Below are 22,950 nucleotides of genomic sequence, written 5' to 3'. Positions count from 1 at the left end.
AAATCTTTCTTCTTTCAGCAAACAAAATGAGTGTTCTGTATGCTTCCTAAATATCTTTAAAAATAGAATGCATTAAGCGTTTCTTATCGTTAATACTCTCTTCCAGGGAGATCATAGTTTCCGTTCTTGTTACACCTTCAATATCGTCTATTTGGTAGATAATGTCTTTTGCCTGCGTAGTGTCTTTTGCTCTTATTTTACAGAAAATATTGAATTTTCCTGTAGTCACGTGGGCTACGGTAACATAGGGTATTTCATTTATGCGTTCTAACACAAATTGTGTCTGAGAGGTTTTATGAAGAAAAACACCCACATAAGCAATAAAAGAGTAGCCTAGCTTTCTATAGTCTATTCGCAAGGATGAACCGGTTATAATTCCTGCCTCTTCCATCTTCTTTACACGAACGTGTACCGTACCTGCTGAAATTTTTAATTTTTTCGCAATATCTGTAAAGGGAGTTCGCGTGTTCTCAATAAGCATATCTAAAATGCTGTGATCTGTATCGTCAAGTTTAAATTTAGCCATTTTTCCAGGGTTTACCAGATTGCAAAAATAGAATTTTTTCTGTGGTTAAAGAAACTTATCTTCCTTAATAAATAACAGAGAATCATCTTTTTTACTGACAATTTTTAAAACTTTCTCGCCAACTTGATAATTTTGTTGCGAATTCACCAAAATTTCAGCACCTGAAACATCTAGTTCTTGATGACCAAAGCACGAAGTAAGGTCTCCTATTTCATCTACATGCAATTGAAACACAATGTGGCTACCCTCCAATACCTCAATATATTGAAATGCTACGGTCTTAAGCCTGAAAATACCCGGTATGCTTACATTTCTAATAAGTAGATCCTTAAAATTCTTTTTGTTTTCTGAAATCTTAGCGTACAAAATGGAGGTAGTTGCTGAAGGTTTTACGATACCAAACAAAGTTATAAGCGCACTACAAATATATTTTCTAGTCTCTTCCCGTTGGTAATCGTCTGGGAAATGTCCTGCTTCAAACAAAATCGTGGGCACGCCAGCCATTTGGAAGGAATCCCCTACACAATTGGCATTAAAAGCATCGTCGTAACGTCCTATCTGTCCTGGTATCAAGCCTTGCAACACCCCAACCATGGTTTCAATATGCTGTATCGCGATTTTTCGGGAGGGCGTAAGGCTTCGTTTTGTATCGGCTGCTGGAGATAAGAACGAAACAGTAGCTGGTTTCCCGTTTTTAAAACCATAGATCGTGCGTTGATCGTGCAGGTTGAGGCACAAATCTGGTTGTAGGTCTCGGAAAACTTTGGCCAATACCCTACTTTCAGATTGCGTCTGGTCCTGGGCATCTCTATTCAGATCAATTCCGTTGGCATTTTCACGCGTATATTTTGCAGCTCCGTCTGGATTTAAAATGGGAATAATGTAAAAAGTATACGTTTTCAAAAATTCTGAAATCTCCTTTTTATAGATTTTCTGCTCAGCAATCAGTTTTAAAAAATCGAAAATTGCCTTGGTTGTGGTCGCTTCATTTCCATGCATTTGAGACCATCCCAAAACTGTTTTTTCACCCTGACCCATTTTGAGCATTGGGATTTTTTGTCCCAATTCAGACGTTCCAATTTCTGAAATTTGAAACATATTTTTATAGACTTTTAAGAGGGGAGAAAGATGTTCTAAAGTGACATATCTCCCTTCAATTTTAGCTTCAAAAAAAGTGGCGTAGGCTTCTAATATATTCATAGCATTTCTTGCGGTGTTACAAAGGTAACACTTGTTAAGTTTACAAATGTAAACAGAAAAATATGCTTATTATGTTAGGTTAAGTAAACAAATACGGCCTGTGGACACGTAAAATTAACTTCATTATTATGATTATATATTAGTAAGCTTATTTTCAGTTCTTTATTATAAATTATATAAAGTTATCATTTATATAAAATTAAGTTATTTGCAATAAGATTTGCAGGTACATTAACAATATGTTACTTTTGTAAACGTTTTTAAAACGACATTCAACGTTACAATGGTAAACAGTGCAGATTTTTCAAAAAGACTAGAAAAAATACTCGATTATTACGGGTTATCTGCTACTGCTTTTTCCGAAAAAATAGAGTTCAACCGGTCTACCATTTCGCACTTAATTTCGGGTAGAAATAAGCCCAGCTTAGAGTTTGTTATGAAGGTAGTGCACACGTTTGAAGAAGTGAATTTGTATTGGCTCTTAAATGGAAAAGGCACCTTCCCTTCCACCGTTGAATCAGAAAAAAAAGCACCTTCTTCCACAACCAATTTTCAAACCCCTAACACTATTCCTTCAGCTGAAAAAACAACTCAGAAAACTTCAGAAAATAATTCTACAGTTTCAGAAATAGAGAAACAAGTAGGTTCAGATTCGGTTTCAAATTCAACGTCAAATGCTATCGACCGCATCGTTATTTTTTATGCTGATGGAAGTTTTAAGGAATACTTACCATAATGTGTGCGTAAAATTTCAGAAATTCGCGTTTTAAAGCTGCCTATGCGATTTTTTCTCTTTATAGTAATCCTTACCACCCTCACAAGTTGTTACCACACAGAAAGAAACTGTGACAAATTTAAGACGGGAACGTTTGAATTTGAAGCACTTGTAGGCACCGAACTTACCAAAACTACCTTTGTACGCAACGATTCTATTGAAGTTGACTACTTTAGAGGAAACGCAGATACCTCCTATATTCGCTGGATTAACGCCTGTGAATATGTGGTGACCAAAAAGAATCCAAAGAACCAGGCCGAGAAAAGAGCCATCCACATGAAAATTTTAGCTACAGAAGGCGATACCTATACTTTTGAGTACAACATTGTGGGAGAAACTAGGAAAGAGCGTGGGACGGCTGTAAAAGTTCGTGAGGAATCGAAACCATAAACCAGCCTTATTCTAAAATATACCCTCTAATGGGTATTGCGACATAAAACAGCACATAGTAATTTTGGAGTCTTAAACTCAATCCTATTATGTCAAACAAAATTTTATCCAAAGCTGTAATGGCTCTTTTTTTAGTAGTGCTCGGTCTCACACAAATTTCTTGTGATAAAGAGAAAGAAGTAATTTCATTTGTATTAAATATTACACATAGTGATTATGATATTGTAGAGTCCTTATTTGTAACGGCTACTATAGAAGTAAACGGTGCAGAACTCGATATTGACTTTGACCAAGTTAGTAATATTGAAGTGGGTGAAACCCGAAGAATTCCTATTACATACGAATCTGAAAGCTCTTCTGTAGATGTACAGATTACTACTTCAGGCAAAGGAAGCCCCACTGTAGCTGTAACAAACGTACAAGATGGTGATATGGTATCCTGGACCATTGGTGATGCCATTGCACAAGTTGGTGGCCCCGAAGATCCTAGTGGAGATGGAGGCGATGGTGATGGTGACGGAAATGGTGATGGTGATGGTGATGGCGACGGCGATGGCGACGGTGATGGAGGTACTAATTGCTTTGATTGGGTATTAGAAACAAATGCGTGTTTATCTGCGCAATCCAGTGGAGGATCTGCCTTACCCGGAGTACGAAGAAGATGGTGTAAAGATGATTTAGGAGGAGGACGTTTTAGGTACACAGCAATTTTTGAACCTATAAACGGTGGTATTGATGAAGATTTTGATTTTTATGAAGTTATCGATGTGGTGACGGGATGGGAAACCGTAAGAATGACTCCCCAACAATTTAACAGTCAGGGTGGTGTGACTTTATCATTAGAAGCTAATGAAGATGTAGATTCCATATACTATTTTGTAGAGTGTTATCAAGAGTAAATTTATAATAAAATAAAAACTAACTAAAATAAGTAAGCTCGACGGTGCCAGCACCTTCGGGCTTTTTGCATTCAACCTATGACCTCAACATATCTATTTTATAGTGCTATATGTAAACTTTTTTGATGTTATAAAATTTAATTACCTATTTGAGACCAAAATTATATTTCAGTCCTAATTAAGTTTTTATCTTTAAACCTGTTTAAAAATTTAAATTAGTCGCACTTAATTATAACAAATGTTTGAAATTCTTACTTCGCCAGATGCGCTCGTAGCGTTGCTAACACTAACCTTCCTTGAAATTGTTCTGGGAATAGATAATATTATATTTATTTCTCTTGCTTCCAGTAAACTTCCAAAAGAGCACCAGAAAAAAGCAACCAATATTGGCCTTTTTATGGCGATGCTCATACGTATTATATTATTATTTGGTATTTCCTGGCTGGTGGCTATGGAGGCTCCCTTCTGGCACATAAACACCTCCTGGATCACTGCAGGTATTAGCGGCCAAGGCCTTATTCTTATCGCAGGTGGTTTGTTTCTACTTTATAAAAGTACGAGCGAGATACACGAAAAAGTGGAGGACAAAGGTCACGACGAACGTGCAGTGGCAAAAGGCAGGAAAACTACACTCACCAAAGCGGTTGTGCAAATTGCGCTCATAAATATTGTCTTTTCATTCGACTCTATTTTAACGGCTGTGGGTATGACCAATGGAATAAGCGACAATCCTACCGATGCATTAATTATAATGGTTATTGCCGTGGTCGTTTCGGTTATTATTATGATGGTTTTTGCCAATCCCGTTGGTAAATTTGTAACCAAACATCCAACCGTACAACTTTTGGGACTTTCGTTTTTAATTTTAATTGGTTTTATGTTAATAGCAGAAGGTGCACACCTATCACATCTTGTAATATTTGGCGGTGAAGTAGGCACTATTCCAAAAGGATATTTATACTTCACGATAGCTTTTTCTCTGTTTATTGAATTTCTCAATATGCGTTATAGAAAAACAACAAGTGAGATTGTTACAACGCATCCAGACAAAATTGACGAAGAATTACAACAAGAAAAGGCTAAAGAACTACACAAATAATGGCTTATAACATTGTTTTAATGGAACCTGAAATACCTAATAACACAGGTAACATTGGGCGTTTAAGCTTGGCTTCCGGGTGTCATTTGCATTTGGTAAAGCCTTTTGGGTTTGAATTGAATGACACACGTGTAAAACGTGCCGGATTGGATTACTGGAAACATGTACCCCTTACTATTTATGAATCTGCTGAAGAATTTTTCGCGCAACACCAGCATAAAAAGATGGCTTTTTTATCGAGTCACGGTACTAAAACCTTTTGGGATATTCCATTTGAAGACGATATGTTCTTTATCTTCGGAAAAGAATCAAAAGGACTATCTGCTGAAATTTTAGAAAAACACTCAAACGAAATATATAAAATCCCTATACATAGCGAACATATAAGAAGCATAAACCTAGCAAATGCTGTGAGCGTCGTGGTTTATGAAGGACTTCGAAATCGACCTTGAACTTGAACTTGAACTTGAACTTGAAAAATTATAGTTAAATCCTTCGTGAATTTTTGAGCGATTTAGTCGAGACTTAAAATACGAGGAAAATATTAAAAATACACCCGTCTGCGCGGGACTTGAATATGACAGAAAACAACCAGGAATATTGGACAAAACGGTACGAAGACTACGATATTGGCTGGGATCTTGGCGAAGCTTCCAGTCCGCTTATTTCTTATTTTGAACAACTAGAGAACAAGGAGCTTCAGATTTTAATTCCTGGCGCTGGCAACTCCTACGAAGCCGAATATCTGCACAAAAACGGGTTTCCCAATGTGCATATTCTCGACATATCTGAATTTCCTTTAAATAATTTTAAAGAGCGGAACCCTACGTTTCCGAAGGAACAGATTCATCACCAGGATTTTTTCAAACATAAAGGAAGCTATGACCTCATTATGGAACAAACCTTCTTCTGTTCTTTTGAACCCGACCAGATGACTCGTGTTAAATACACAACCAAGATGGCATCGCTCCTTGTTCCTAAAGGAAAATTGGTGGGAGTGCTTATGGAGAATTCTACAATGGAAGCCAGCGAACATTGTCCGTATGGTGCTACAGAAACAGAATACCGAAACTATTTTAAATCACATTTTGACATTCTTATTTTAGCACCCTGTCACAATTCGATAGACACAAGAAAAGGAAATGAGTTTTTTGGCATATTTCAGAAAAAATCAGCACCCAAAACACAGCAAAACAATCCGTTGCACGGAATTACATTAAAAACAATACTTAATGAACTAGTGGATACATATGGCTGGGAGGAATTAGGCGATCGTGTTCGCATTAACAGCTTTGTCACCAATCCATCTATCAACTCTAGCTTAACGTTTTTAAGACGTACGCCGTGGGCACGAGAAAAAGTGGAACAATTGTATCTCTATACTTTTAAAAAATGATAGAGAAACTATAGTTTCCTATTAGAAAACAATACCGACCTTTACCACATGACAGAATTAGAATTTTTACAGAAAGAAGTCTTTAAAGATCTAACCAATCTTAATAAGAAAGCAGAAAAAGCCGAAGAGTATAAATTTTCGGAAGAAGACTTTGCTACCGTTATTGAACGCACTGGTTTTTTCGGGATAAGTATTTATTCCATTAATACCTGGGCTAAGAACACCTCTTTTGGAGCCACGATGCATTTAGACCACAATAAAAAAGCGTCTGACAAAAGATGGTATCTCAAAGCGTTTAATACGTTTAAGCACAGGCAAGAAGGTTTAAAGTATGCAGCAACGTATAAAGTACCTTCCAAATTAATTTCCAGATTTACGCCAGAAAGCGCTGAAGAAGAATAGGGTTGCTACATTTTTCAAGAGAAGTTTCTTTTGAAGTTTTAAAATTGATAGGTTGTCATAAAGACTAAAAAAACCTACGTATTACCACTGAAAAAGAAGCCACACAACAGCAAAGCGCACGGAGAAATTAGATACTTAATTAGTCGGCCCGCTTGCGCTTCAAGAATTCATTCTGTTCCTTTAGCAGTACTTCAATATTAGAAAGCAACTCAATATTTTTAGGGGTTTCTACCGTTTTGTTTTGAGGATCCTCTGCTTTTTTCTTAAAGCGGTTAATCCCTTTAATTACAACAAAAATAGTAAGCGCAATCACCAGAAAATCTATTAGCACCTCGATAAGCTCTCCATACCCAATAGCAACTTCGGAAACGTCACCCACAGCTTCACGCAAAACATACCTGCGTTCAGCAATATTTACGTCGTCTGTAAGCAACGATAATGGTGGCATGACTACTTTCTTCACTAGTGTATTTACCACATTGTTGAAGGCAGTACCAATAATGATCCCCACCGCCATATCTATCATATTGCCTTTTACAGCAAAATCCTTAAATTCTCTTATAAAACTTTTCAATTTGCACTCGGTTTTGGGTTCACTATATTTAAAAGTATTTTGAAACGTATAATTTTCTTTACAGACTGATATACCTGATTTCTATACGCTTTATCTTGCTCCATTTCGTTTAAAATGGCCGAAATAGTTTCAGTTTCATCAATAGGCATCAACAACATATCACAGCCTGCTTTGGAGGCTAATAAGGGTGCATTGTCTATTATAGTTACCGCTTTCATAATATTAAGGGCATCTGTAATTATCAATCCTTTAAAACCCAATTCCTCTTTCAATAAACCCGTTACGATGTTTCTTGAACAGCTGGAAGGCAATCCGTTTGTATCATAGTCCTTGTTATTTAAAATGGTAATATGCGCCATCATTACAGAAAGCACCCCTGCTTCTACTAATGGCGGATACACATCCAGCTCTTGCAAGGGACCATCTATGAACACAGATTTTTTATGCGTATCGCCAGTAACCAAACCGTGTCCTGGAAAATGCTTTGCGGTGGCGATAATATTTTGTTCCTGCGTGGTTTTAATAAATTGCTTGCTAAGACCAATTACCGTGTCTTTGTCATTGCCAAAACTTCTATTTTTAATGGCTTCGTTTTCAGGACTGACATCTACCACAGGGGCAAAATTTTGATGAAACCCTATTTCTAAGAGTTTGTTATTAATTAAAGTAGCTATAGAATCTGCTTGTGCGTTCGTTTTGATCTCGATGGTATTCATAAGATCCTCAGTACCTTTTAAACGACCGTTATAAAGACTGGGCTCTGCATCTATCGAAAATAATAAGGGTAGCTGATGCTGAACTTCAGCAATGGTGTTCAGGCTATCAATCATACGTTTATGATTTTCTGTGGTGCCTTTTAAGAACACCACACCTCCCAGTTTGTTTTCTTTCGCTAGTTGCAGTACTACATGTTCAGGTTTCCCTAATTCTCCGGCCGAAGTCACTAGCATTTGCGCCACGCGTTCTTTATCACTCATGGATTGAAAAATAGTGTCTACTCTGTGCTCCAATTCGGAATTGTACTCGTAAAATTGCTGAAGTGAGTAGGTAGGAATCGTTTGCCCGATACCGCCAAGCGATAGCAGTAAACCGAAGCAGGTAAAGAAAATTTTTATCTTTAAATTCATAGGTTTTTAAAATAAGGAAGCTTGTCCATCACCTCCAATAGGGGGTTCTTCATCATCATTCGTGCTTGTGCTGTTATCTGAAAGTTTCTTGTTTTCGATTTCAGCTTCAGGATTGGATTCCTCTTCATATACAACGTCCAGATCCTCTGCAGGCGTCTCTTTTGGCGCTTCATAAGGCAACGATGATAAAGCATTTATTTCTAAAACCTTATCCTTCGTTAACTGATTCCCCATAGCTGTAATTCCTTTTACTGAAATAAATTCCTCCAGATCCAACTCTATATTTTCTTTTCGTTCTTTACCACGTTCTTTTACAAAAACGATTTCAGCTTGGGGTCTGTAATCTGTAAATACGCGTTCCAAATACGATTTTGGATGCTCTGTGATAATCAATTCCTCTCGGTCGGGATTTTCGATTAGGAAACGTTTTAAATAGAACAACTCCTTCTCACCTTCCCAATAAATAGCCGAAATTGGCTTTTTAGGTTCCCACTTCTCCAGGACTATCATATCCTCATCAAACCGAAGCGTCATCTCTGGAATTACCGTTTTTACGATCCCTTTCTGATTGATAACAAGCAAGCGATCGTGCGATTTAAATTCGCCCAGCAATTCCCCTCTTCCCTCCAAATTAAGGCGTTCCACAGTTTCATCAAACCAAATTTTACGTGGTTTTAAGGTGGAAAGTCCCTTTTCTTTTAATTCAATACGCTTAACAGCATATTTGGTCACAATGTTTCCTTTAGACCCTCGGCCTTTGATTAACTGGTCTGCAAAATCCAGATCCCATTTCAGCTTTTTAATACTGCCGCTTTGGCGTAGTAAAATGGTGACTACCTCAGCTTCACCATTCGGATTTGCGGTGAAATACAATACTTTAGACCCTTTAGTGCCAGCTGTTAGATCGTATTCTCTATCGCGCGTCATGGAAGTGACATTAAATCGCTTTAAATACGTCGCTCCTTTTGGTCCATCTTTATAAATAAGGTTATAAATGGTGCGTTTGTCTTTCTTTTTAAAGACCGCCACGTGCAGAATTCCTTTGCCTATAAACGTCTTGCTATCTACTTTGGTCACCATCATAGTTCCGTCTTCGGTAAAGCAGATAATGTCGTCTATATCGCTACAATCGGTAACATATTCATCCCGTTTTAAACTGGTACCCACAAAACCTTCTTCGCGATTTACGTAGAGCTTTGTGTTCCGTATAATTACTTTAGTGGCTTCAATGTCGTCAAACACTTTAATCTCTGCCAAACGTTCTTTGCCGGCACCATATTCTTTTTTCAGCCTTTTAAAATAATCTATGGCGTATTCTATCAAATTCGCCAAGTGATGCTTTACCTGAGCGATTTGATCTTCCAGTGCATCAATCTTTTGCTGTGCTTTGTCTATATCAAATTTTGAAATCCGTTTGATGCGTATTTCTGTCAACCGAACAATATCTTCTTCGGTTACGGCACGTTTTAAATGCCCTGTGTGTGGTTTCAATCCCTTGTCAATGGCAATAATAACGCCTTCCCAGGTTTCTTCCTCTTCAATATCGCGGTAGATTCGGTTTTCGATGAAAATTCGCTCCAAAGAAGCATAATGCCACTGATTCTCAAATTCCTCCAACTGAATTTCCAACTCGCTTTTCAGCAATTGAACCGTTCTGTCTGTAGAGCGACGTAGCATTTCAGTAACCCCCACAAAAAGCGGTTTGTTATCTTCAATTACACACCCCAAAGGCGAAATAGAGGTTTCGCAATTGGTGAAAGCGTACAGCGCATCAATAGTTTTATCTGGCGAAATTCCTGGTGGAATATGAATCATAATCTCTACCTCGGCCGCCGTGTTGTCTTCAATCTTTTTTATTTTAATCTTGCCTTTGTCATTGGCTTTCAGTATAGAATCTATTAAAGACGTCGTCGTAGTCGTAAACGGAATTTCCCGAATCACCAAGGTATTTTTATCGTGCTGCAAAATTCTTGCGCGACTTCTTATTTTTCCGCCTCTAAGCCCGTCATTATAATCGGTTACATCTACCATACCTGCGGTGGGAAAATCCGGGTAGATGGTAAAGCGTTTGCCTTGTAAATGCTTTACGGAAGCGTCAATCAATTCAATAAAGTTGTGCGGCATGATCTTGGTAGACAAGCCCACAGCAATCCCCTCGCCTCCCTGTGCCAGAAGCATCGGGAACATGACGGGTAAATTGATTGGTTCTTTTCTACGACCGTCATAACTGGCTTGCCAATCGGTTATTTTTGGGTTGTAGACTACGTCCAAGGCAAATTTGGAAAGGCGTGCCTCAATATATCGAGATGCCGCTGCACGATCACCTGTTAAAATATTTCCCCAGTTTCCCTGCGTATCTATGAGTAAATCTTTTTGACCAATTTGCACCATGGCATCGGCAATACTCGCATCTCCGTGTGGGTGGTACTGCATAGTATGCCCTACAATGTTCGCCACTTTGTTGTAGCGCCCATCGTCCAGATCCTTCATAGAATGCATGATCCGGCGCTGTACAGGTTTAAAACCGTCCTCAATAGCAGGTACGGCACGTTCCAGGATTACATAGCTGGCATAATCCAAAAACCACTCACGGTACATTCCTGTGACGCGGGTGATGGTTTCGCCGGTGTCTATTTCTTCTTCGGGTACAAGATCGCCTTCGCCATCCCCTTCTAACTTCTCGAAGTGGATATCTTCAGGTTGTAATTCTTCTTCGTTAGTGTCGAGTTCGTCACTCATGTAGTCTATAAAATTTTTAGGCGTTAAACCCTATCTAGGAAGAACATCTCCCTAGTATCTTCCTCTCCCTCGTGCCTCAATCGTCGGAGACAAGAAAGAGGCCAAATCTCAAAAATCAACAATCAACAATCAACAATCGTTAATCCACAATCATCAATCGTACATCGTACATTTTTTACTCTTCCACCGTATCCAACTCGACCTTCAAATTCTCAATAATAAACTTCTGTCTATCTGGCGTGTTCTTGCCCATATAGAAACTTAGCATATCTTCAATACTCATTTGTTTGTCCAGCATTACGGGGTCTAGACGGATGTCTTCACCTATAAAATGTACAAACTCGTCTGGAGATATTTCCCCCAGTCCTTTAAATCGGGTGATTTCCGGCTTTGGCTTTAGCTTTTCCACGGCATCTCTACGCGCTTCTTCGCTATAGCAATAAATGGTTTCTTTTTTGTTCCGCACTCTAAAAAGTGGCGTTTGTAATATGTATAAATGTCCTTCTTTAATCAGTTCCGGGAAAAATTGCAGGAAAAACGTAATGAGCAATAAGCGTATGTGCATGCCATCTACATCGGCGTCGGTGGCGATTACAATGTTGTTGTAGCGCAGATCTTCCAGTGAATCTTCAATATTGAGGGCGGCTTGCAGGAGGTTAAACTCTTCGTTTTCGTATACGATTTTTTTGGTGAGGCCATAACTGTTCAACGGTTTTCCTTTTAAGCTGAAAACGGCTTGGGTATTCACATCACGACTTTTAGTAATACTTCCACTCGCACTATCTCCCTCGGTGATAAACAGGGTGCTTTCTAAATTTCTTTCTTTTTTGTTATCGCCAAAATGAATGCGGCAATCCCGTAATTTTTTGTTGTGCAGATTGGCTTTCTTAGCACGGTCTTTTGCCAGTTTCCGAATTCCTGAAAGCTCCTTACGTTCCCGTTCGGCAGCAAGAATTTTGCGTTGTAGCTTTTCGGCTATATCGGTATTTTTGTGGAGGTAATTGTCTAGCTGTGTTTTTAGGAAATCGTTGATATAGGTACGTACTGTGGGTAATTCGCCTCCCATATCGGTTGAACCCAATTTTGTCTTCGTCTGGCTTTCAAACACAGGCTCCATCACCTTGATGCTAATAGCCGTAACAATAGACTTCCTGATATCACTCGCTTCATAATTTTTCCCGAAGTACTCCCGAATGGTCTTCACCAACGCTTCCCTGTAGGCCGCTAAGTGCGTTCCTCCCTGGGTGGTATTTTGTCCATTTACGAAGCTGTAATAACTCTCGCTGTACTGGGTTCTACTATGCGTAATGGCAACTTCAATATCTTCTCCCCTAAGATGAATTACGGGGTACAACATATCGTCCTTGTTCATATCGTCTTCCAGCAGATCTTTCAGCCCATTTTCTGAAACAAACTTTTCTCCGTTGAAGTCAATCGTCAATCCTGGATTCAGGTAGACGTAATTCCGAAGCATTTTTTCTACATATTCGCTTCGGTATTTATAATTTTTAAAGATACTCTCATCCGGCACAAAGACCACTTTGGTTCCTTTGCGTTTTGTGGTAGTTTCAATAGCGGGGTCTTCTACAAGTTCTCCCAGCTCAAAACGAGCCGATTTCTGTTGCCCATCTCTAACCGATTCCACTTTAAACGAAGCCGAAAGCGCATTCACCGCTTTGGTACCCACCCCATTTAATCCAACCGATTTCTTAAAGGCACGGCTGTCGTATTTACCCCCTGTGTTCATTTTGGAAACTACGTCTACCACCTTTCCCAGTGGGATGCCACGACCAAAATCACGTACTTTTACTTCTTTATCTTTTATCTTGATTTCGATGGTTTTTCCGGAACCCATCACAAATTCATCGATACAGTTATCGATTACTTCTTTGAGTAAAATATAGATCCCATCGTCTGGCGAAGAACCATCTCCCAACTTCCCAATATACATCCCGGGACGCATACGAATGTGCTCTTTCCAATCGAGCGAGCGTATGTTGTCTTCGGTATAATCTGTTTCTGCCATAAAATCTCCTGAATAAGCGTTAAATATAGGGGTTCAGTAGAAATTGGAAAACGATATGCTGTGAAAGTAATTAACAATTCGGCAGCCTAAATTGTTAAGAAAATTAGCGAAAGTTTGGATTCTTATATAAAGTAATAAATACACCCATTTGTGAAAAGGATTTTATTTCGGTCCATTGAGTTCTCAGGGTTTCAATTTGGTCTGGCGAAGTATCATTTTCAATATTCGAAAATAACACATATTCGTTGGTATCTAAATCCAATCGCTTAAAAGCAAACGTTCTGTTAGGCTTTAATGCTGGTACTATGTACAAATTTCGAAGCCGCAAGTTGGTTCCCACTGAAGTTTCATCAATATTTTTTTCATCTAAAAATTGAAGCATATCACTTTTTACAGGATAATAATTAAGATATGCCAAGGTACTGTCCCAAGCCTGGTCTGTAGTAGCGGGATATACCCATAAATGCCCTGTTAAAAAACCAATCGCTACAAAAATTAATGTCGCTTTGCGCACCCATTTTTGTAGGGGCAATATATACACCAAATTAAGAAGTAAAATAATCCCGAAAATATAGCAAATCATTAAATATCTAGGGCCAATAGGATTGGTAAAAGGCACAAACCCCAGGATAAAAACAGCAGTAAACACGGCCAAGCCTATAAAGGGAATTTTAATTTCTGAAGGTAATTTCCATCTGTATTTTTTAAAGGCAACCCCCAGTAGTATCGCTAAAGGCACCCATAGAAAAATACGTCCGTACTCAAACGCGTGAACTAAAAATGCCCGTCCTTTATGAAGCACGCGAAGCCAAGAACCCGTTTTTCTGTGTTTTGCATAGCTTTCGTTTTGCGAGATAATAGCCCACCCTAATTCTGAGTACTGATACAACACAAAAGCTCCAAAAACTATACAGGCCAATAGATACGACCAAATTATTTTTCTGGAGGCGCTCACCAATTTGTACCTATATAAAATACCATGGAAAACACCCAATCCTATAATACAATATATTCCGCGAAGATTTGTCATTAACACCCCTGCCAACGCTAGTGTTAGTAAAAACCATCTATTAGACAAAATGGCATTACAGCTTAGTAAAACGAAGAATAACAATAACATATCATTATTGAGACTGGTAGTTTGTGTAAGGAGGGTAGCTTCTATACAAAGTAAAAAGAACCAAAAAATAGAAACGCGGTCTGCAAATAATTTTTTACACAGTAATAACAATTGATACAGTACGCCCCAATTCACCACAAGCAACAACAATCTGGAAACCCAAAGCGATTTACCCAGAAGCGCCCAGGAACCTGCCAACAATGTAATCCACAACGGTGGGTGTCCGGAGTTGATTTCGGTAGGGACAATAAGGCTTGAAAAATTATGGTCGTATATCCATTCGGCACGCCCTACCTTCGTCATACCGTCCCAAAAAAATGGTACGTTAATGCATAACACAAACTCTACAATCAAAAAAATTGTAAAAATTAAAAGTATGGTATTGGTATTTTTCTTCAAATGATAGAATTGATTAACAATTTGGCAAATGTAAATATTTCAATAAAACAGGCTTAACAAATTGTTAATATATATCTCTTACTTGGTTTGAAAAGCTATTTTCGTACCTATGAAACACCTACTATTATTTACCATAGCTCTTATTTCAATTACTACAAATGCCCAAAAAGCTGAAAGCCCGTACGAATGGAACTGGACTACAGATGGCATCTGGACTGGTACTGCCCTAGCTGGGAGTGCAGGCGGATTTCTATTAATTCAAAATAAAGAAGATATTGAACCTGGAGAATTTGCCCGTATTGAAAACGATCTTCAAGGCGAAATAGACAAGATAAACTTCATAGACCGGTGGGCAGCCGGAAATCACGATGAAAATGCAAATACAATAAGTGATATTCCTTTTGCACTATCCTTTGCAGCTCCTCTTGCTTTTTTGTTTGATGATGAAATTAACGATCATACAGGACAATATTTAGGATTGTACATTGAGAGTTTAGCAACTACGGCAGCTGTCTACACCATTACTGCAGGTTTGGTAGATAGAAGTCGCCCGTATGTATATGACGACAGTGGGGACACGGGAAGAGACAGAAGGATGAGTAATAACGGGCAGCGCTCTTTTTACTCAGGTCACGTAGCAGCTACTGCTACTGCAACTTTTTTTATGGCGAAAGTGTATAGCGATTATAACCCAGACTCTCCTGCCAAAGTATGGGTTTGGACAGGTGCTGCAACATTACCAGCTGCTGTTGGCTATTTTAGAATACAAGGAGGACAACATTTCTTAACCGATGTAGCCTTAGGATATGTACTAGGAGCTGGTGTTGGTATTTTAGTTCCCGAATTACATAAAAAGAAAAACAGCGACGGTTTATCGGTCTATCCAACTGGAGGGAGAACGTATTTCGGAGATGAATATACCGCTATGGCGCTTTCGTTGAAATTTTAATACAATTACAAAAGACATTTACAAGGGTCGGAATCTTATAAGATTCCGACCCTTTTTTATTTCAATAATATTTCAATCTATGTTTCGTCACTGCCAGTGATTTCTATTGAGTTGGTATCGGGCAGATCTCACCATCGTACACATGTTCTTAAAACTCAACTGCCAGAGTAAGTGGGCAGGCGTTTTCTTTAAATTTCAAAAATCGAAAAGAAAACACGCTAACAGACGATTATATCTATTTTACTGGCTGTACAATTATCCGTACTTTTAAACTTCTAAACTAACTAAAGATGAATTACAAATACCTCCTGCTTGCAAGTGCTCTAATTTTAAGTGGCACCTCCTTCGCTCAAAAAAATAAGAAAAAAAATAAAGACGAAGAAAAGACCGAATGGGATGTTGCCAATCCAGGCATGGGCTTTAACTACAAAACCCACAATTTCACCACAGAAGAAGGTACCTGGATGAATCTTGACGTAAGTCCAAGCGGACAAACTATAGTGTTTGATATGCTAGGCGATATTTATACGATGCCAATTGCTGGCGGAAAAGCAAAAGTGTTGCGAAGCGGGATTCCTTTTGAAGTACAGCCCCGTTTTAGCCCAGATGGTTCTAAAATTTCGTTTACGAGCGATGCGGGTGGTGGCGATAATATTTGGGTGATGAATGCAGATGGAAGCGATGCCAGGCAAGTTACCAAAGAAGATTTCAGATTGCTTAATAATGCTGTTTGGATGCCAGATGGCAATTATTTAATTGCCCGAAAGCACTTTACCTCCGGAAGAAGTTTGGGAGCCGGAGAATTATGGCAATATCATATTACAGGCGGAAGTGGTTTACAACTTACAGAACGCAAAAACGACCAGCAAGACGTGAATGAGCCTTATGTTTCGAGTGATGGGAAGTATTTGTATTATTCTGAAGACATGTATCCAGGAGGGTTTTTCCAGTACAATAAAGATCCAAACAGCCAGATTTATGTAATTAAACGCTACAATTTTGAAGACGGCACCACCCAAACCATTACAGGAGGTCCAGGAGGAGCCGCTCGCCCTACCGTATCTCCCGACGGAAAAAAGCTGGCTTTTGTAAAGCGAATTCGTGAAAAAACTGTTCTTTACATTCACGACTTGGAGACAGGCGAAGAATGGCCTTTGTATGATAAACTAAACAAAGACCAACAAGAAGCCTGGGCAATATTTGGTGTCTACCCCAATTTTGATTGGATGCCTAACAATAGTGATATTATTTTCTGGAGCGGCGGAAAAATAAACAAGATACATCTAAACTCGCTGCAAGTTTCAGAAATACCCTTTACAGCAGATGTAAAAATAGATCTTGCCGAAACCGTGCACACAAGCAGTAAAATTAATACCGAAACCGTTACCAGTAAAGTAATACGGGATGCGGTTACATCTCCCGATGGAAAATTTTTGATATTCAATGCTTTAGGTTATATTTGGCGTAAGGACTTACCAAATGGTACTCCCAAAAGAATTACTCAAGGCACCGATTTTGAATTCGAACCCTGCATCTCCCCAGATGGAAGCTTAATTGCCTTCGTCACTTGGAACGATCTAGAAAAAGGTGCCATTTTCATGATACCATCTTATGGTGGCACGCTCACAAAAATCACCTCTTCCAAAGGAATTTATCGTACACCATCCTTTTCCAAAAATGGAAAAAGCCTGCTTTTTAGAAAAGAACGTGGCAATAGTGACCAAGGTCTCACCTATAGTAAAAAACCAGGTATTTATAGTATTGATATAACCGGGAACAACGAAAAATTTATTATAGAAAATGGAGAAAACCCAACCTATACCCTAGATGGCAAACGGATATTCTTACAAACAGGCGGCACCTACTTCGGAGAGGTAACAAAAAAATTAATCAGCGTTACTTTGGAAGGAAACGACGAAAAAGAACATCTTATTTCAAAATATGCCAACTCCATTGTACCAAGTCCAGATAATAAATGGATTGCATTTTCTAACTTACACAAAGTGTATATTGCTCCGTTGGTACTAAACGGAAAGCCTATTACTATTGACGGTAAGAGTAATTCGGTTCCTGTGCAACAAATTGCAAAAGATGCCGGGGTAAACATTCATTGGGCTCCCGATAGCCAAAAAGTAATGTGGACGTTGGGTGATGAATATTTCAGCAACACCTTGCAGGAAAAATTCAGTTTTTTACCAGGAGGCGCAGAAAAGCCTTCCGATATGCCCGATAGTGGTCTCAAAATAGGTTTAGAAGCTCCCGCCGATACACCTACGGGAACTATTGCCTTTACGAATGCTAGAATCATCACTATGGAAGGTGATCAGGTTATGGAAAATGGCACTCTAATTATAGAAAACAATACAATTTTAGGACTAGGTCAAAAAATAGGAATCCCAGCGGGTGCCAAAATTTACGATCTACAGGGAAAAACTATTATGCCAGGAATGGTAGATGCTCACGCACACATTGGTGCTTTTAGAGCAGGAATTCCATCGCAACAAAATTGGCAATTTATGGCAAACTTGGCGTATGGAGTTACTACCTCACATGATCCTTCTGCAAACACCGAGACCGTTTTTACACTTTCTGAACTTCAAAAAACAGGAAGCTTGGTAGGGCCTCGCTTGTTTTCAACAGGATTTATTTTGTATGGGGCCGATGGTGATTTTAAAGCAGTCATTAATAACCTGGAAGATGCCAGAAGCAGCATTAGACGCACCAAAGCATTTGGCGCCAAGAGTGTTAAAAGTTACAACCAGCCACGTCGTGAGCAACGCCAGCAAGTGTTACAGGCCGCAAGAGAAGAAGGTATTAATGTAGTGCCAGAAGGTGGATCAACCTTTTATCATAATCTTACCATGGTTATTGATGGACATACAGGTGTAGAACACAATATTCCTGTAGCTCCAGTCTATAAAGATGTTTTGGAGGTGTGGGGTAAAAGTGGCTCTGGCTATACACCTACCCTGATCGTAAACTACGGCGGATTAACGGGTGAATATTATTATTACCAGCGCGATAACGTATGGGAGAATGAAAAACTATTAACCTTTACGCCGCGCGCTGTTATAGACAGTCGTTCACGTCATAGAATAATGGTACCACTTACCGAATATGAGAACGGACACATTCTTGTTTCCAAGACAGTAAAACAACTAAGTGATGCAGGTGTAAAAGTAAATATGGGAGCCCACGGACAGTTACAAGGTCTTGGTGCCCATTGGGAAATGTGGATGCTAGCCGCGGGCGGCATGAGCAATTTAGAAGTTTTAAAAGCTGCTACTATTAATGCTGCCGAATATATTGGCGCAGGAGACGACATAGGCTCTTTAAAAGCGGGGAAATTAGCCGATTTAATTATCCTGAATAAAAATCCTTTAGACTCTATTGAAAACACAAATTCTATTGAAATGGTTATGATAAATGGTCGTTTGTACGATGCCAGTACAATGAATGAAATTGGCAACCGCCCAAAAAAACGCAAGGCATTTTGGTGGGAAGACAGCAAACAAAGTGAAGCCTTCCCCTGGCATCAGGAAAGCAGCAGCTTTATGCACAGTGGGTGTACCCATTAAAAAATATGTCAGATAACAAATTCCAAAGACCTATTTATATTTTGATATTTTCGATTTGTTTTTTTTGAAATTTAAAACATGAATTACCGTCCTTACTGGCAATTTTATAAAGCTATTTTTCCGTTTGTTGTGGCAACCGGTCTTCTTACGGTATGGGTTTTTGGTGTGTATTGGGGCTATTTTTTATTTTGCACCTTAGGGATTGTCGCTGGGTTTTTTGGATTCAAAACTTTTAGAAAAGATGAATATTACAGTTACTACAATTTGGGTATCACAAAATACAAGCTCTTACTATCCTCTATAATAATTAACCTGCTCGTAGGGCTCCCAATTTTCCTGGTGTTCTTGGCGCTATTCTTAGTCATTTTTGGAAAAACTTCAAGTATATAGCGCTTCCAAATCCTTCGGAAGTAAGAAGGTATTAAAGGAGATTTCGTTTACGTTACAACGTGGCGAACTTGTGGGACTTTTTGGACGGAATGGTTCGGGTAAATCTACGTTGCTACAATTACTTTTTGGAACACTAAAAGCAGATGAAATTTCCTTCAGCATAGATGATACCCCAATAAAACCTCTCCAGGTAATCCCCAAACAATATATTGCATATCTCCCGCAACATCCTTTCTTACCCAAACAAATGAAGGTTCGGGACCTTATCCCTTTATTCCATAGAGCCGAAGCTACACAGGATGCTATTTTTTATGACCCGCATATTGCAACGATGACGCATAAACAAACCGGCACTTTATCGGTAGGTGAATTAAAATATTTTGAAGTAGTACTTCTCGCCCACTTGCCACACCCATTTCTACTCATGGACGAGCCTTTTTCTATGTTAGAGCCACTTCATAAAGAAAAGCTGAAAGAATTTTTACTGAAACTCAAACAGCGTAAAGGTATTATAGTGACAGACCATTACTATCACGATGTACTGGAAGTTTCAGATAAAAATATAGTACTTAAGGACGGTATTGCTTATCAAATAAATAACGAAGGGGATTTACGGAAATTTGAATACCTCAACAAAAGAAGCTAAAGTTCAAATTCGGCATTTAAAACTTACACTAAAATGTGTACTTTAATCTTTCTGTTCTTCTTCCTCTTCTTCAATTTCTTCTTTTGAAACAAGATAGTGGTCTTCATTAAGTCCTACAATATGAATAATATTAGTGACCGTGGTATACAACATAAGTATTACGGTAATCATCATGCCACTTAAGATAGATGAGAAAAAAATGGTAGCCCAATAAATAATTTTATACCACGAGGTTTCTACATTCTCTGCTTCAGTAATAGGAATGTTAAATATTTGAAATAAAATAAGAGCTCCTACAAATAATATAGTATCAAACTTGGCAATACTTAATACTTGCAGGTAATGTGCTTTTTTAAGTCTAGACTTTGTCCCGGTACTTATTCCTAAAAGTGTAAGAAGCAATGCTAAGATAGTAGCCGATGCCAGAACTATGGTATTACAAAGCATATTAATACCTGGTAACGATGAGGTAATAAGTTGCTTGGCTTCATAGCCTGAAAGGTTACCTAACAAAAAAACGGCTAACCCCATAAAAAGAGTTGCTATGCCTCCTCCAAGAATTGACTTTTTGTTTTTTATTACAAAATTATCCATCTATAAATATAAAAAAAAGACCCCATCTCTGAGGTCTTCTTTAATAACTTAATTAAAAGGTATTATCCTTTTGGCATTAGCACAGCATCAATCCCGTGAATTACTCCATTAGAAGCATCCATATCGGCATCTGCTACAACTGACATTTTACCTTTACCGTCTTTGATCATTACTTTACCGTCTTTCAAAGAAAGTGTAAGATTTTCACCAGCTAAAGTTGTTACACTGTAAGCATTTTTGTTATCGTTAATTGCCTTTACAACAGCATCTGCTTTCCACTCACCTTTCACAACGTGATACTTTAACAAATCCTGTAATTTATTTTTATTTTCTGGCATCATTAACATGTCCATAGTTGCTTTAGGAACTTTTGCAAAAGCATCGTTTGTTGGAGCAAAAACAGTGTATTCCCCTGGCTCCATAAATGTACTAGCTAATTCAGCTTGCTTTAAAGCAGCTACTAATGTAGAATAGTTTGGATTTCCCATTGCCATAGATGCAATAGAATTTTTCTGCATTTCCATTTTTTCCATTTCTACCATTTTTGCCTCTTCTTCAGATTTCATTTTGGCTTCCATTTCCATTTTTTCTGCTTCAGCTTTAGCTTCAGCTTCTTTTTTCTTAGTGTCATCACAAGATGCAAACAATAAAGCTACAACTGCAAGTGACATAAATATTTTACTCATTTTCATAATATGTTGGTTTTTAAATTTGTTAAAGCAAATATATGTCTAGAATTCAGCAAAAAATACTAACAAACCATTAATATTACGTTAAATAGTATATGCTTAGACGTTTTTAGTTAAAAAAATGGGTAAATATTATACGCACCTTAAAGTTGTGTTATAACGAATAGTATAGAAGCTAAATTTTGTATCTTTAAAGTTGATTAATTTAAAAGAAAAAATTATGGTTAAATCAAAATATCAAAACGTACTGGATCTAGGTGAAAAGTTAAATATCCAAAATGGTGACGTTAAAGTTGAAGGGGATAAACTTCATATTAAAGGGGTAGCTAATACACAATATGACAAAAACCTTTTATGGGATCAGATCAAAGCTTCTGGTGGTGAAAGCCCTAATGATATCGTTGCAGATATTGATGTTGCAGACACAACAGTATATGCACGCCACACAGTTGAAAGTGGAGAGTCTTTAAGTAAAATTGCAAAACATTACTATAAAGATCCAATGAAGTACAACGCTATATTTGAAGCGAACAAAGACATTCTTAAAAATCCAGATATGATTCATCCAGGACAAGAACTGGTGATTCCTAATATCTAAACTATTATAAAACTGTACCTTTAATCCCGCCCAGTGCGGGATTTTTTATGGAACAACTTTTTTCTGAAATTTCTATTTGGTTACTTCTAGGGCTTTTCTTTTTAGGAGCCGGAGCCTTTACACTTTCTACCATAAGCGGTGGTGGCGGAGCTTTACTACAAATTCCTATCCTTAACTTTTTAATAGGTGCTTCCAAAACCGCCCAAGTGATCAACTTAGGAAGTTTTATTAGTAGACCCTCTAGGATTATTATTTTTTGGAAATACATAAACTGGAAAGTGTTTTGGTATTATGTTCCCTCTGCTATGCTCGGAGCACTCTTAGCGGCTTGGCTTTTTGCCGAAGTAAAAATCTATTGGATCCAGATTGTAGTGGGTTTGTTTTTAATAAGCACCTTTTTTCAATATCGTTTTGGTAAGAAGGAACGCTCTTTTCAGGTAAAGCTTTGGTATTTTATTCCGTTAGGATTCTTTATTTCTATGATAGGAACCTTTACGGGTGGCATGGGGCCTATTTTAAATCCTTTTTTACTAAATGTAGGTATCGACAAAGAAGAACTTATTGGCACCAAAAGCGCGCAGAGTTTTTTTTTGGGCATTGCGCAAATCGGCAGTTACACCTATTTTGGCTTAATGACCAAAGAGCTTTGGATTTTGGGTAGTGCCATAGGACTTGGCGCCATTGTTGGAAATCTCATAGGAAAACAGTTGCTGAAACGTATGAGCAAACTGGCTTTTAGGAGATGGCTAATCACTATTATGGTACTAAGCGGAATAATTTTAATAGCAAAAGCTATTTCAAAATTGTAATATGTTTTATTCTGAAATAGCTTAG

At 38.3% G+C, this 22,950-nt stretch carries 22 protein-coding genes and 2 pseudogenes; 15 read left to right on the top strand and 9 right to left on the bottom strand.

The genetic code is table 11. The annotated features are described in order from the left end of the window. Positions 1–46: 46 nt before the first annotated feature. Together ACQ2HF_RS10615 and ACQ2HF_RS10610 are read right to left on the bottom strand one after the other, a co-directional pair. The gene (locus tag ACQ2HF_RS10615) at positions 47–526 is read right to left on the bottom strand and encodes an Lrp/AsnC family transcriptional regulator (protein WP_432410399.1); all 480 of its coding nucleotides are present in this window, start codon (positions 524–526) and stop codon (positions 47–49) included. A 45-nt stretch (positions 527–571) separates the two neighbouring features. Beyond that, the gene (locus tag ACQ2HF_RS10610; protein WP_432410398.1) at positions 572–1,726 is read right to left on the bottom strand and encodes a M14 family zinc carboxypeptidase; all 1,155 of its coding nucleotides are present in this window, start codon (positions 1,724–1,726) and stop codon (positions 572–574) included. 283 nt (positions 1,727–2,009) lie between these two features. Between ACQ2HF_RS10610 and ACQ2HF_RS10605 the strand changes: the two are divergent. From ACQ2HF_RS10605 to ACQ2HF_RS10565, 9 genes and pseudogenes are all read left to right on the top strand, one after another. Beyond that, positions 2,010–2,162: pseudogene (locus tag ACQ2HF_RS10605) on the top strand (helix-turn-helix domain-containing protein); the annotation flags it as partial. Beyond that, complete coding sequence (locus ACQ2HF_RS10600; RefSeq protein ID WP_432413113.1) at positions 2,163–2,462, top strand: hypothetical protein; 300 nt, start codon at positions 2,163–2,165, stop codon at positions 2,460–2,462. Between the two features lie 42 nt (positions 2,463–2,504). After that, positions 2,505–2,891, top strand: coding sequence for a DNA topoisomerase IV (locus tag ACQ2HF_RS10595; protein WP_432410397.1), 387 nt, complete (start codon positions 2,505–2,507; stop codon positions 2,889–2,891). An 89-nt stretch (positions 2,892–2,980) separates the two neighbouring features. Next, the gene (locus tag ACQ2HF_RS10590) at positions 2,981–3,790 is read left to right on the top strand and encodes a hypothetical protein (RefSeq protein ID WP_432410396.1); all 810 of its coding nucleotides are present in this window, start codon (positions 2,981–2,983) and stop codon (positions 3,788–3,790) included. A 238-nt stretch (positions 3,791–4,028) separates the two neighbouring features. After that, positions 4,029–4,889: a TerC family protein gene (locus tag ACQ2HF_RS10585; RefSeq protein ID WP_432410395.1), complete on the top strand. Its 861-nt coding sequence runs from the start codon at positions 4,029–4,031 to the stop codon at positions 4,887–4,889. Continuing rightward, on the top strand, positions 4,889–5,341 hold the full coding sequence (locus ACQ2HF_RS10580; protein WP_432410394.1) for a tRNA (cytidine(34)-2'-O)-methyltransferase: 453 nt from the start codon (positions 4,889–4,891) through the stop codon (positions 5,339–5,341). Before ACQ2HF_RS10585 ends, ACQ2HF_RS10580 begins: the two co-directional genes overlap by 1 nt. Positions 5,342–5,466: 125 nt before the next feature. Further along, positions 5,467–5,988 (top strand): annotated as a pseudogene (locus ACQ2HF_RS10575) (SAM-dependent methyltransferase); the annotation flags it as partial. Between the two features lie 57 nt (positions 5,989–6,045). Continuing rightward, positions 6,046–6,285, top strand: a complete 240-nt coding sequence (locus tag ACQ2HF_RS10570) for a VF530 family DNA-binding protein (RefSeq protein WP_432413083.1) — start codon at positions 6,046–6,048, stop codon at positions 6,283–6,285. Positions 6,286–6,333: 48 nt separating this feature from the next. Then, positions 6,334–6,687 carry a hypothetical protein gene (locus tag ACQ2HF_RS10565; RefSeq protein ID WP_432410393.1) on the top strand — a complete coding sequence of 118 codons (354 nt, stop codon included), beginning with the start codon at positions 6,334–6,336 and terminating at the stop codon, positions 6,685–6,687. 139 nt (positions 6,688–6,826) lie between these two features. Here the strand turns inward: ACQ2HF_RS10565 and mscL are convergent, their stop codons facing one another. The 5 genes from mscL to ACQ2HF_RS10540 form a co-directional block, all read right to left on the bottom strand. Further along, positions 6,827–7,261, bottom strand: coding sequence for a large-conductance mechanosensitive channel protein MscL (gene mscL, locus ACQ2HF_RS10560; protein ID WP_432410392.1), 435 nt, complete (start codon positions 7,259–7,261; stop codon positions 6,827–6,829). Next, positions 7,258–8,388: a glycoside hydrolase family 3 N-terminal domain-containing protein gene (locus tag ACQ2HF_RS10555; protein ID WP_432410391.1), complete on the bottom strand. Its 1,131-nt coding sequence runs from the start codon at positions 8,386–8,388 to the stop codon at positions 7,258–7,260. Before ACQ2HF_RS10555 ends, mscL begins: the two co-directional genes overlap by 4 nt. Before the next feature lie 6 nt (positions 8,389–8,394). Beyond that, on the bottom strand, positions 8,395–11,127 hold the full coding sequence (locus ACQ2HF_RS10550; protein ID WP_432410390.1) for a DNA gyrase/topoisomerase IV subunit A: 2,733 nt from the start codon (positions 11,125–11,127) through the stop codon (positions 8,395–8,397). 175 nt (positions 11,128–11,302) lie between these two features. Continuing rightward, positions 11,303–13,153 (bottom strand): DNA topoisomerase IV subunit B, encoded by a 1,851-nt coding sequence (locus tag ACQ2HF_RS10545; protein ID WP_432410389.1) that lies wholly within the window; start codon positions 13,151–13,153, stop codon positions 11,303–11,305. 103 nt (positions 13,154–13,256) lie between these two features. After that, positions 13,257–14,672 (bottom strand): ArnT family glycosyltransferase, encoded by a 1,416-nt coding sequence (locus ACQ2HF_RS10540; protein WP_432410388.1) that lies wholly within the window; start codon positions 14,670–14,672, stop codon positions 13,257–13,259. Between the two features lie 109 nt (positions 14,673–14,781). Between ACQ2HF_RS10540 and ACQ2HF_RS10535 the strand changes: the two genes are divergently transcribed. From ACQ2HF_RS10535 to ACQ2HF_RS10520, 4 genes are all read left to right on the top strand, one after another. Beyond that, positions 14,782–15,621, top strand: coding sequence for a phosphatase PAP2 family protein (locus ACQ2HF_RS10535; protein WP_432410387.1), 840 nt, complete (start codon positions 14,782–14,784; stop codon positions 15,619–15,621). Positions 15,622–15,911: 290 nt separating this feature from the next. Continuing rightward, positions 15,912–19,199 carry an amidohydrolase family protein gene (locus ACQ2HF_RS10530; protein WP_432410386.1) on the top strand — a complete coding sequence of 1,096 codons (3,288 nt, stop codon included), beginning with the start codon at positions 15,912–15,914 and terminating at the stop codon, positions 19,197–19,199. A gap of 78 nt (positions 19,200–19,277) precedes the next feature. After that, complete coding sequence (locus tag ACQ2HF_RS10525) at positions 19,278–19,589, top strand: hypothetical protein (RefSeq protein WP_432410385.1); 312 nt, start codon at positions 19,278–19,280, stop codon at positions 19,587–19,589. After that, positions 19,567–20,235 carry an ATP-binding cassette domain-containing protein gene (locus ACQ2HF_RS10520; RefSeq protein WP_432410384.1) on the top strand — a complete coding sequence of 223 codons (669 nt, stop codon included), beginning with the start codon at positions 19,567–19,569 and terminating at the stop codon, positions 20,233–20,235. Before ACQ2HF_RS10525 ends, ACQ2HF_RS10520 begins: the two co-directional genes overlap by 23 nt. A gap of 42 nt (positions 20,236–20,277) precedes the next feature. Here the strand turns inward: ACQ2HF_RS10520 and ACQ2HF_RS10515 are convergent, their stop codons facing one another. Continuing rightward, positions 20,278–20,829: a hypothetical protein gene (locus ACQ2HF_RS10515; RefSeq protein ID WP_432410383.1), complete on the bottom strand. Its 552-nt coding sequence runs from the start codon at positions 20,827–20,829 to the stop codon at positions 20,278–20,280. Positions 20,830–20,891: 62 nt separating this feature from the next. After that, positions 20,892–21,521 carry a fasciclin domain-containing protein gene (locus tag ACQ2HF_RS10510; protein WP_432410382.1) on the bottom strand — a complete coding sequence of 210 codons (630 nt, stop codon included), beginning with the start codon at positions 21,519–21,521 and terminating at the stop codon, positions 20,892–20,894. 217 nt (positions 21,522–21,738) lie between these two features. On the opposite strand from ACQ2HF_RS10510, the gene ACQ2HF_RS10505 reads away from it, so the two are divergent. Beyond that, a complete protein-coding gene (locus ACQ2HF_RS10505) occupies positions 21,739–22,116 on the top strand; it encodes a LysM peptidoglycan-binding domain-containing protein (protein ID WP_432413082.1) in 378 nt (125 codons plus the stop codon). A 47-nt stretch (positions 22,117–22,163) separates the two neighbouring features. Further along, complete coding sequence (locus ACQ2HF_RS10500; protein ID WP_432410381.1) at positions 22,164–22,925, top strand: sulfite exporter TauE/SafE family protein; 762 nt, start codon at positions 22,164–22,166, stop codon at positions 22,923–22,925. Positions 22,926–22,950: the final 25 nt, after the last annotated feature.

The sequence above is a fragment of the Rasiella sp. SM2506 genome, from assembly GCF_050859505.1.
GTDB lineage: Bacteria > Bacteroidota > Bacteroidia > Flavobacteriales > Flavobacteriaceae > Marinirhabdus.
Note: the sequence above shows the minus strand (reverse complement) of the source record. Positions and strands in the feature narration are given on the sequence as shown.

What these genes read in the sequence shown, in the direction of transcription:
- ACQ2HF_RS10615 (WP_432410399.1), bottom strand. Translation starts at nt 526, where the DNA reads ATGGCTAAATTTAAACTTGACGATACAGATCACAGCATTTTAGATATG.
- ACQ2HF_RS10610 (WP_432410398.1), bottom strand. Translation starts at nt 1,726, where the DNA reads ATGAATATATTAGAAGCCTACGCCACTTTTTTTGAAGCTAAAATTGAA.
- ACQ2HF_RS10600 (WP_432413113.1), top strand. Translation starts at nt 2,163, where the DNA reads ATGAAGGTAGTGCACACGTTTGAAGAAGTGAATTTGTATTGGCTCTTA.
- ACQ2HF_RS10595 (WP_432410397.1), top strand. Translation starts at nt 2,505, where the DNA reads ATGCGATTTTTTCTCTTTATAGTAATCCTTACCACCCTCACAAGTTGT.
- ACQ2HF_RS10590 (WP_432410396.1), top strand. Translation starts at nt 2,981, where the DNA reads ATGTCAAACAAAATTTTATCCAAAGCTGTAATGGCTCTTTTTTTAGTA.
- ACQ2HF_RS10585 (WP_432410395.1), top strand. Translation starts at nt 4,029, where the DNA reads ATGTTTGAAATTCTTACTTCGCCAGATGCGCTCGTAGCGTTGCTAACA.
- ACQ2HF_RS10580 (WP_432410394.1), top strand. Translation starts at nt 4,889, where the DNA reads ATGGCTTATAACATTGTTTTAATGGAACCTGAAATACCTAATAACACA.
- ACQ2HF_RS10565 (WP_432410393.1), top strand. Translation starts at nt 6,334, where the DNA reads ATGACAGAATTAGAATTTTTACAGAAAGAAGTCTTTAAAGATCTAACC.
- ACQ2HF_RS10555 (WP_432410391.1), bottom strand. Translation starts at nt 8,388, where the DNA reads ATGAATTTAAAGATAAAAATTTTCTTTACCTGCTTCGGTTTACTGCTA.
- ACQ2HF_RS10550 (WP_432410390.1), bottom strand. Translation starts at nt 11,127, where the DNA reads ATGAGTGACGAACTCGACACTAACGAAGAAGAATTACAACCTGAAGAT.
- ACQ2HF_RS10545 (WP_432410389.1), bottom strand. Translation starts at nt 13,153, where the DNA reads ATGGCAGAAACAGATTATACCGAAGACAACATACGCTCGCTCGATTGG.
- ACQ2HF_RS10535 (WP_432410387.1), top strand. Translation starts at nt 14,782, where the DNA reads ATGAAACACCTACTATTATTTACCATAGCTCTTATTTCAATTACTACA.
- ACQ2HF_RS10530 (WP_432410386.1), top strand. Translation starts at nt 15,912, where the DNA reads ATGAATTACAAATACCTCCTGCTTGCAAGTGCTCTAATTTTAAGTGGC.
- ACQ2HF_RS10525 (WP_432410385.1), top strand. Translation starts at nt 19,278, where the DNA reads ATGAATTACCGTCCTTACTGGCAATTTTATAAAGCTATTTTTCCGTTT.
- ACQ2HF_RS10515 (WP_432410383.1), bottom strand. Translation starts at nt 20,829, where the DNA reads ATGGATAATTTTGTAATAAAAAACAAAAAGTCAATTCTTGGAGGAGGC.
- ACQ2HF_RS10510 (WP_432410382.1), bottom strand. Translation starts at nt 21,521, where the DNA reads ATGAAAATGAGTAAAATATTTATGTCACTTGCAGTTGTAGCTTTATTG.
- ACQ2HF_RS10505 (WP_432413082.1), top strand. Translation starts at nt 21,739, where the DNA reads ATGGTTAAATCAAAATATCAAAACGTACTGGATCTAGGTGAAAAGTTA.
- ACQ2HF_RS10500 (WP_432410381.1), top strand. Translation starts at nt 22,164, where the DNA reads ATGGAACAACTTTTTTCTGAAATTTCTATTTGGTTACTTCTAGGGCTT.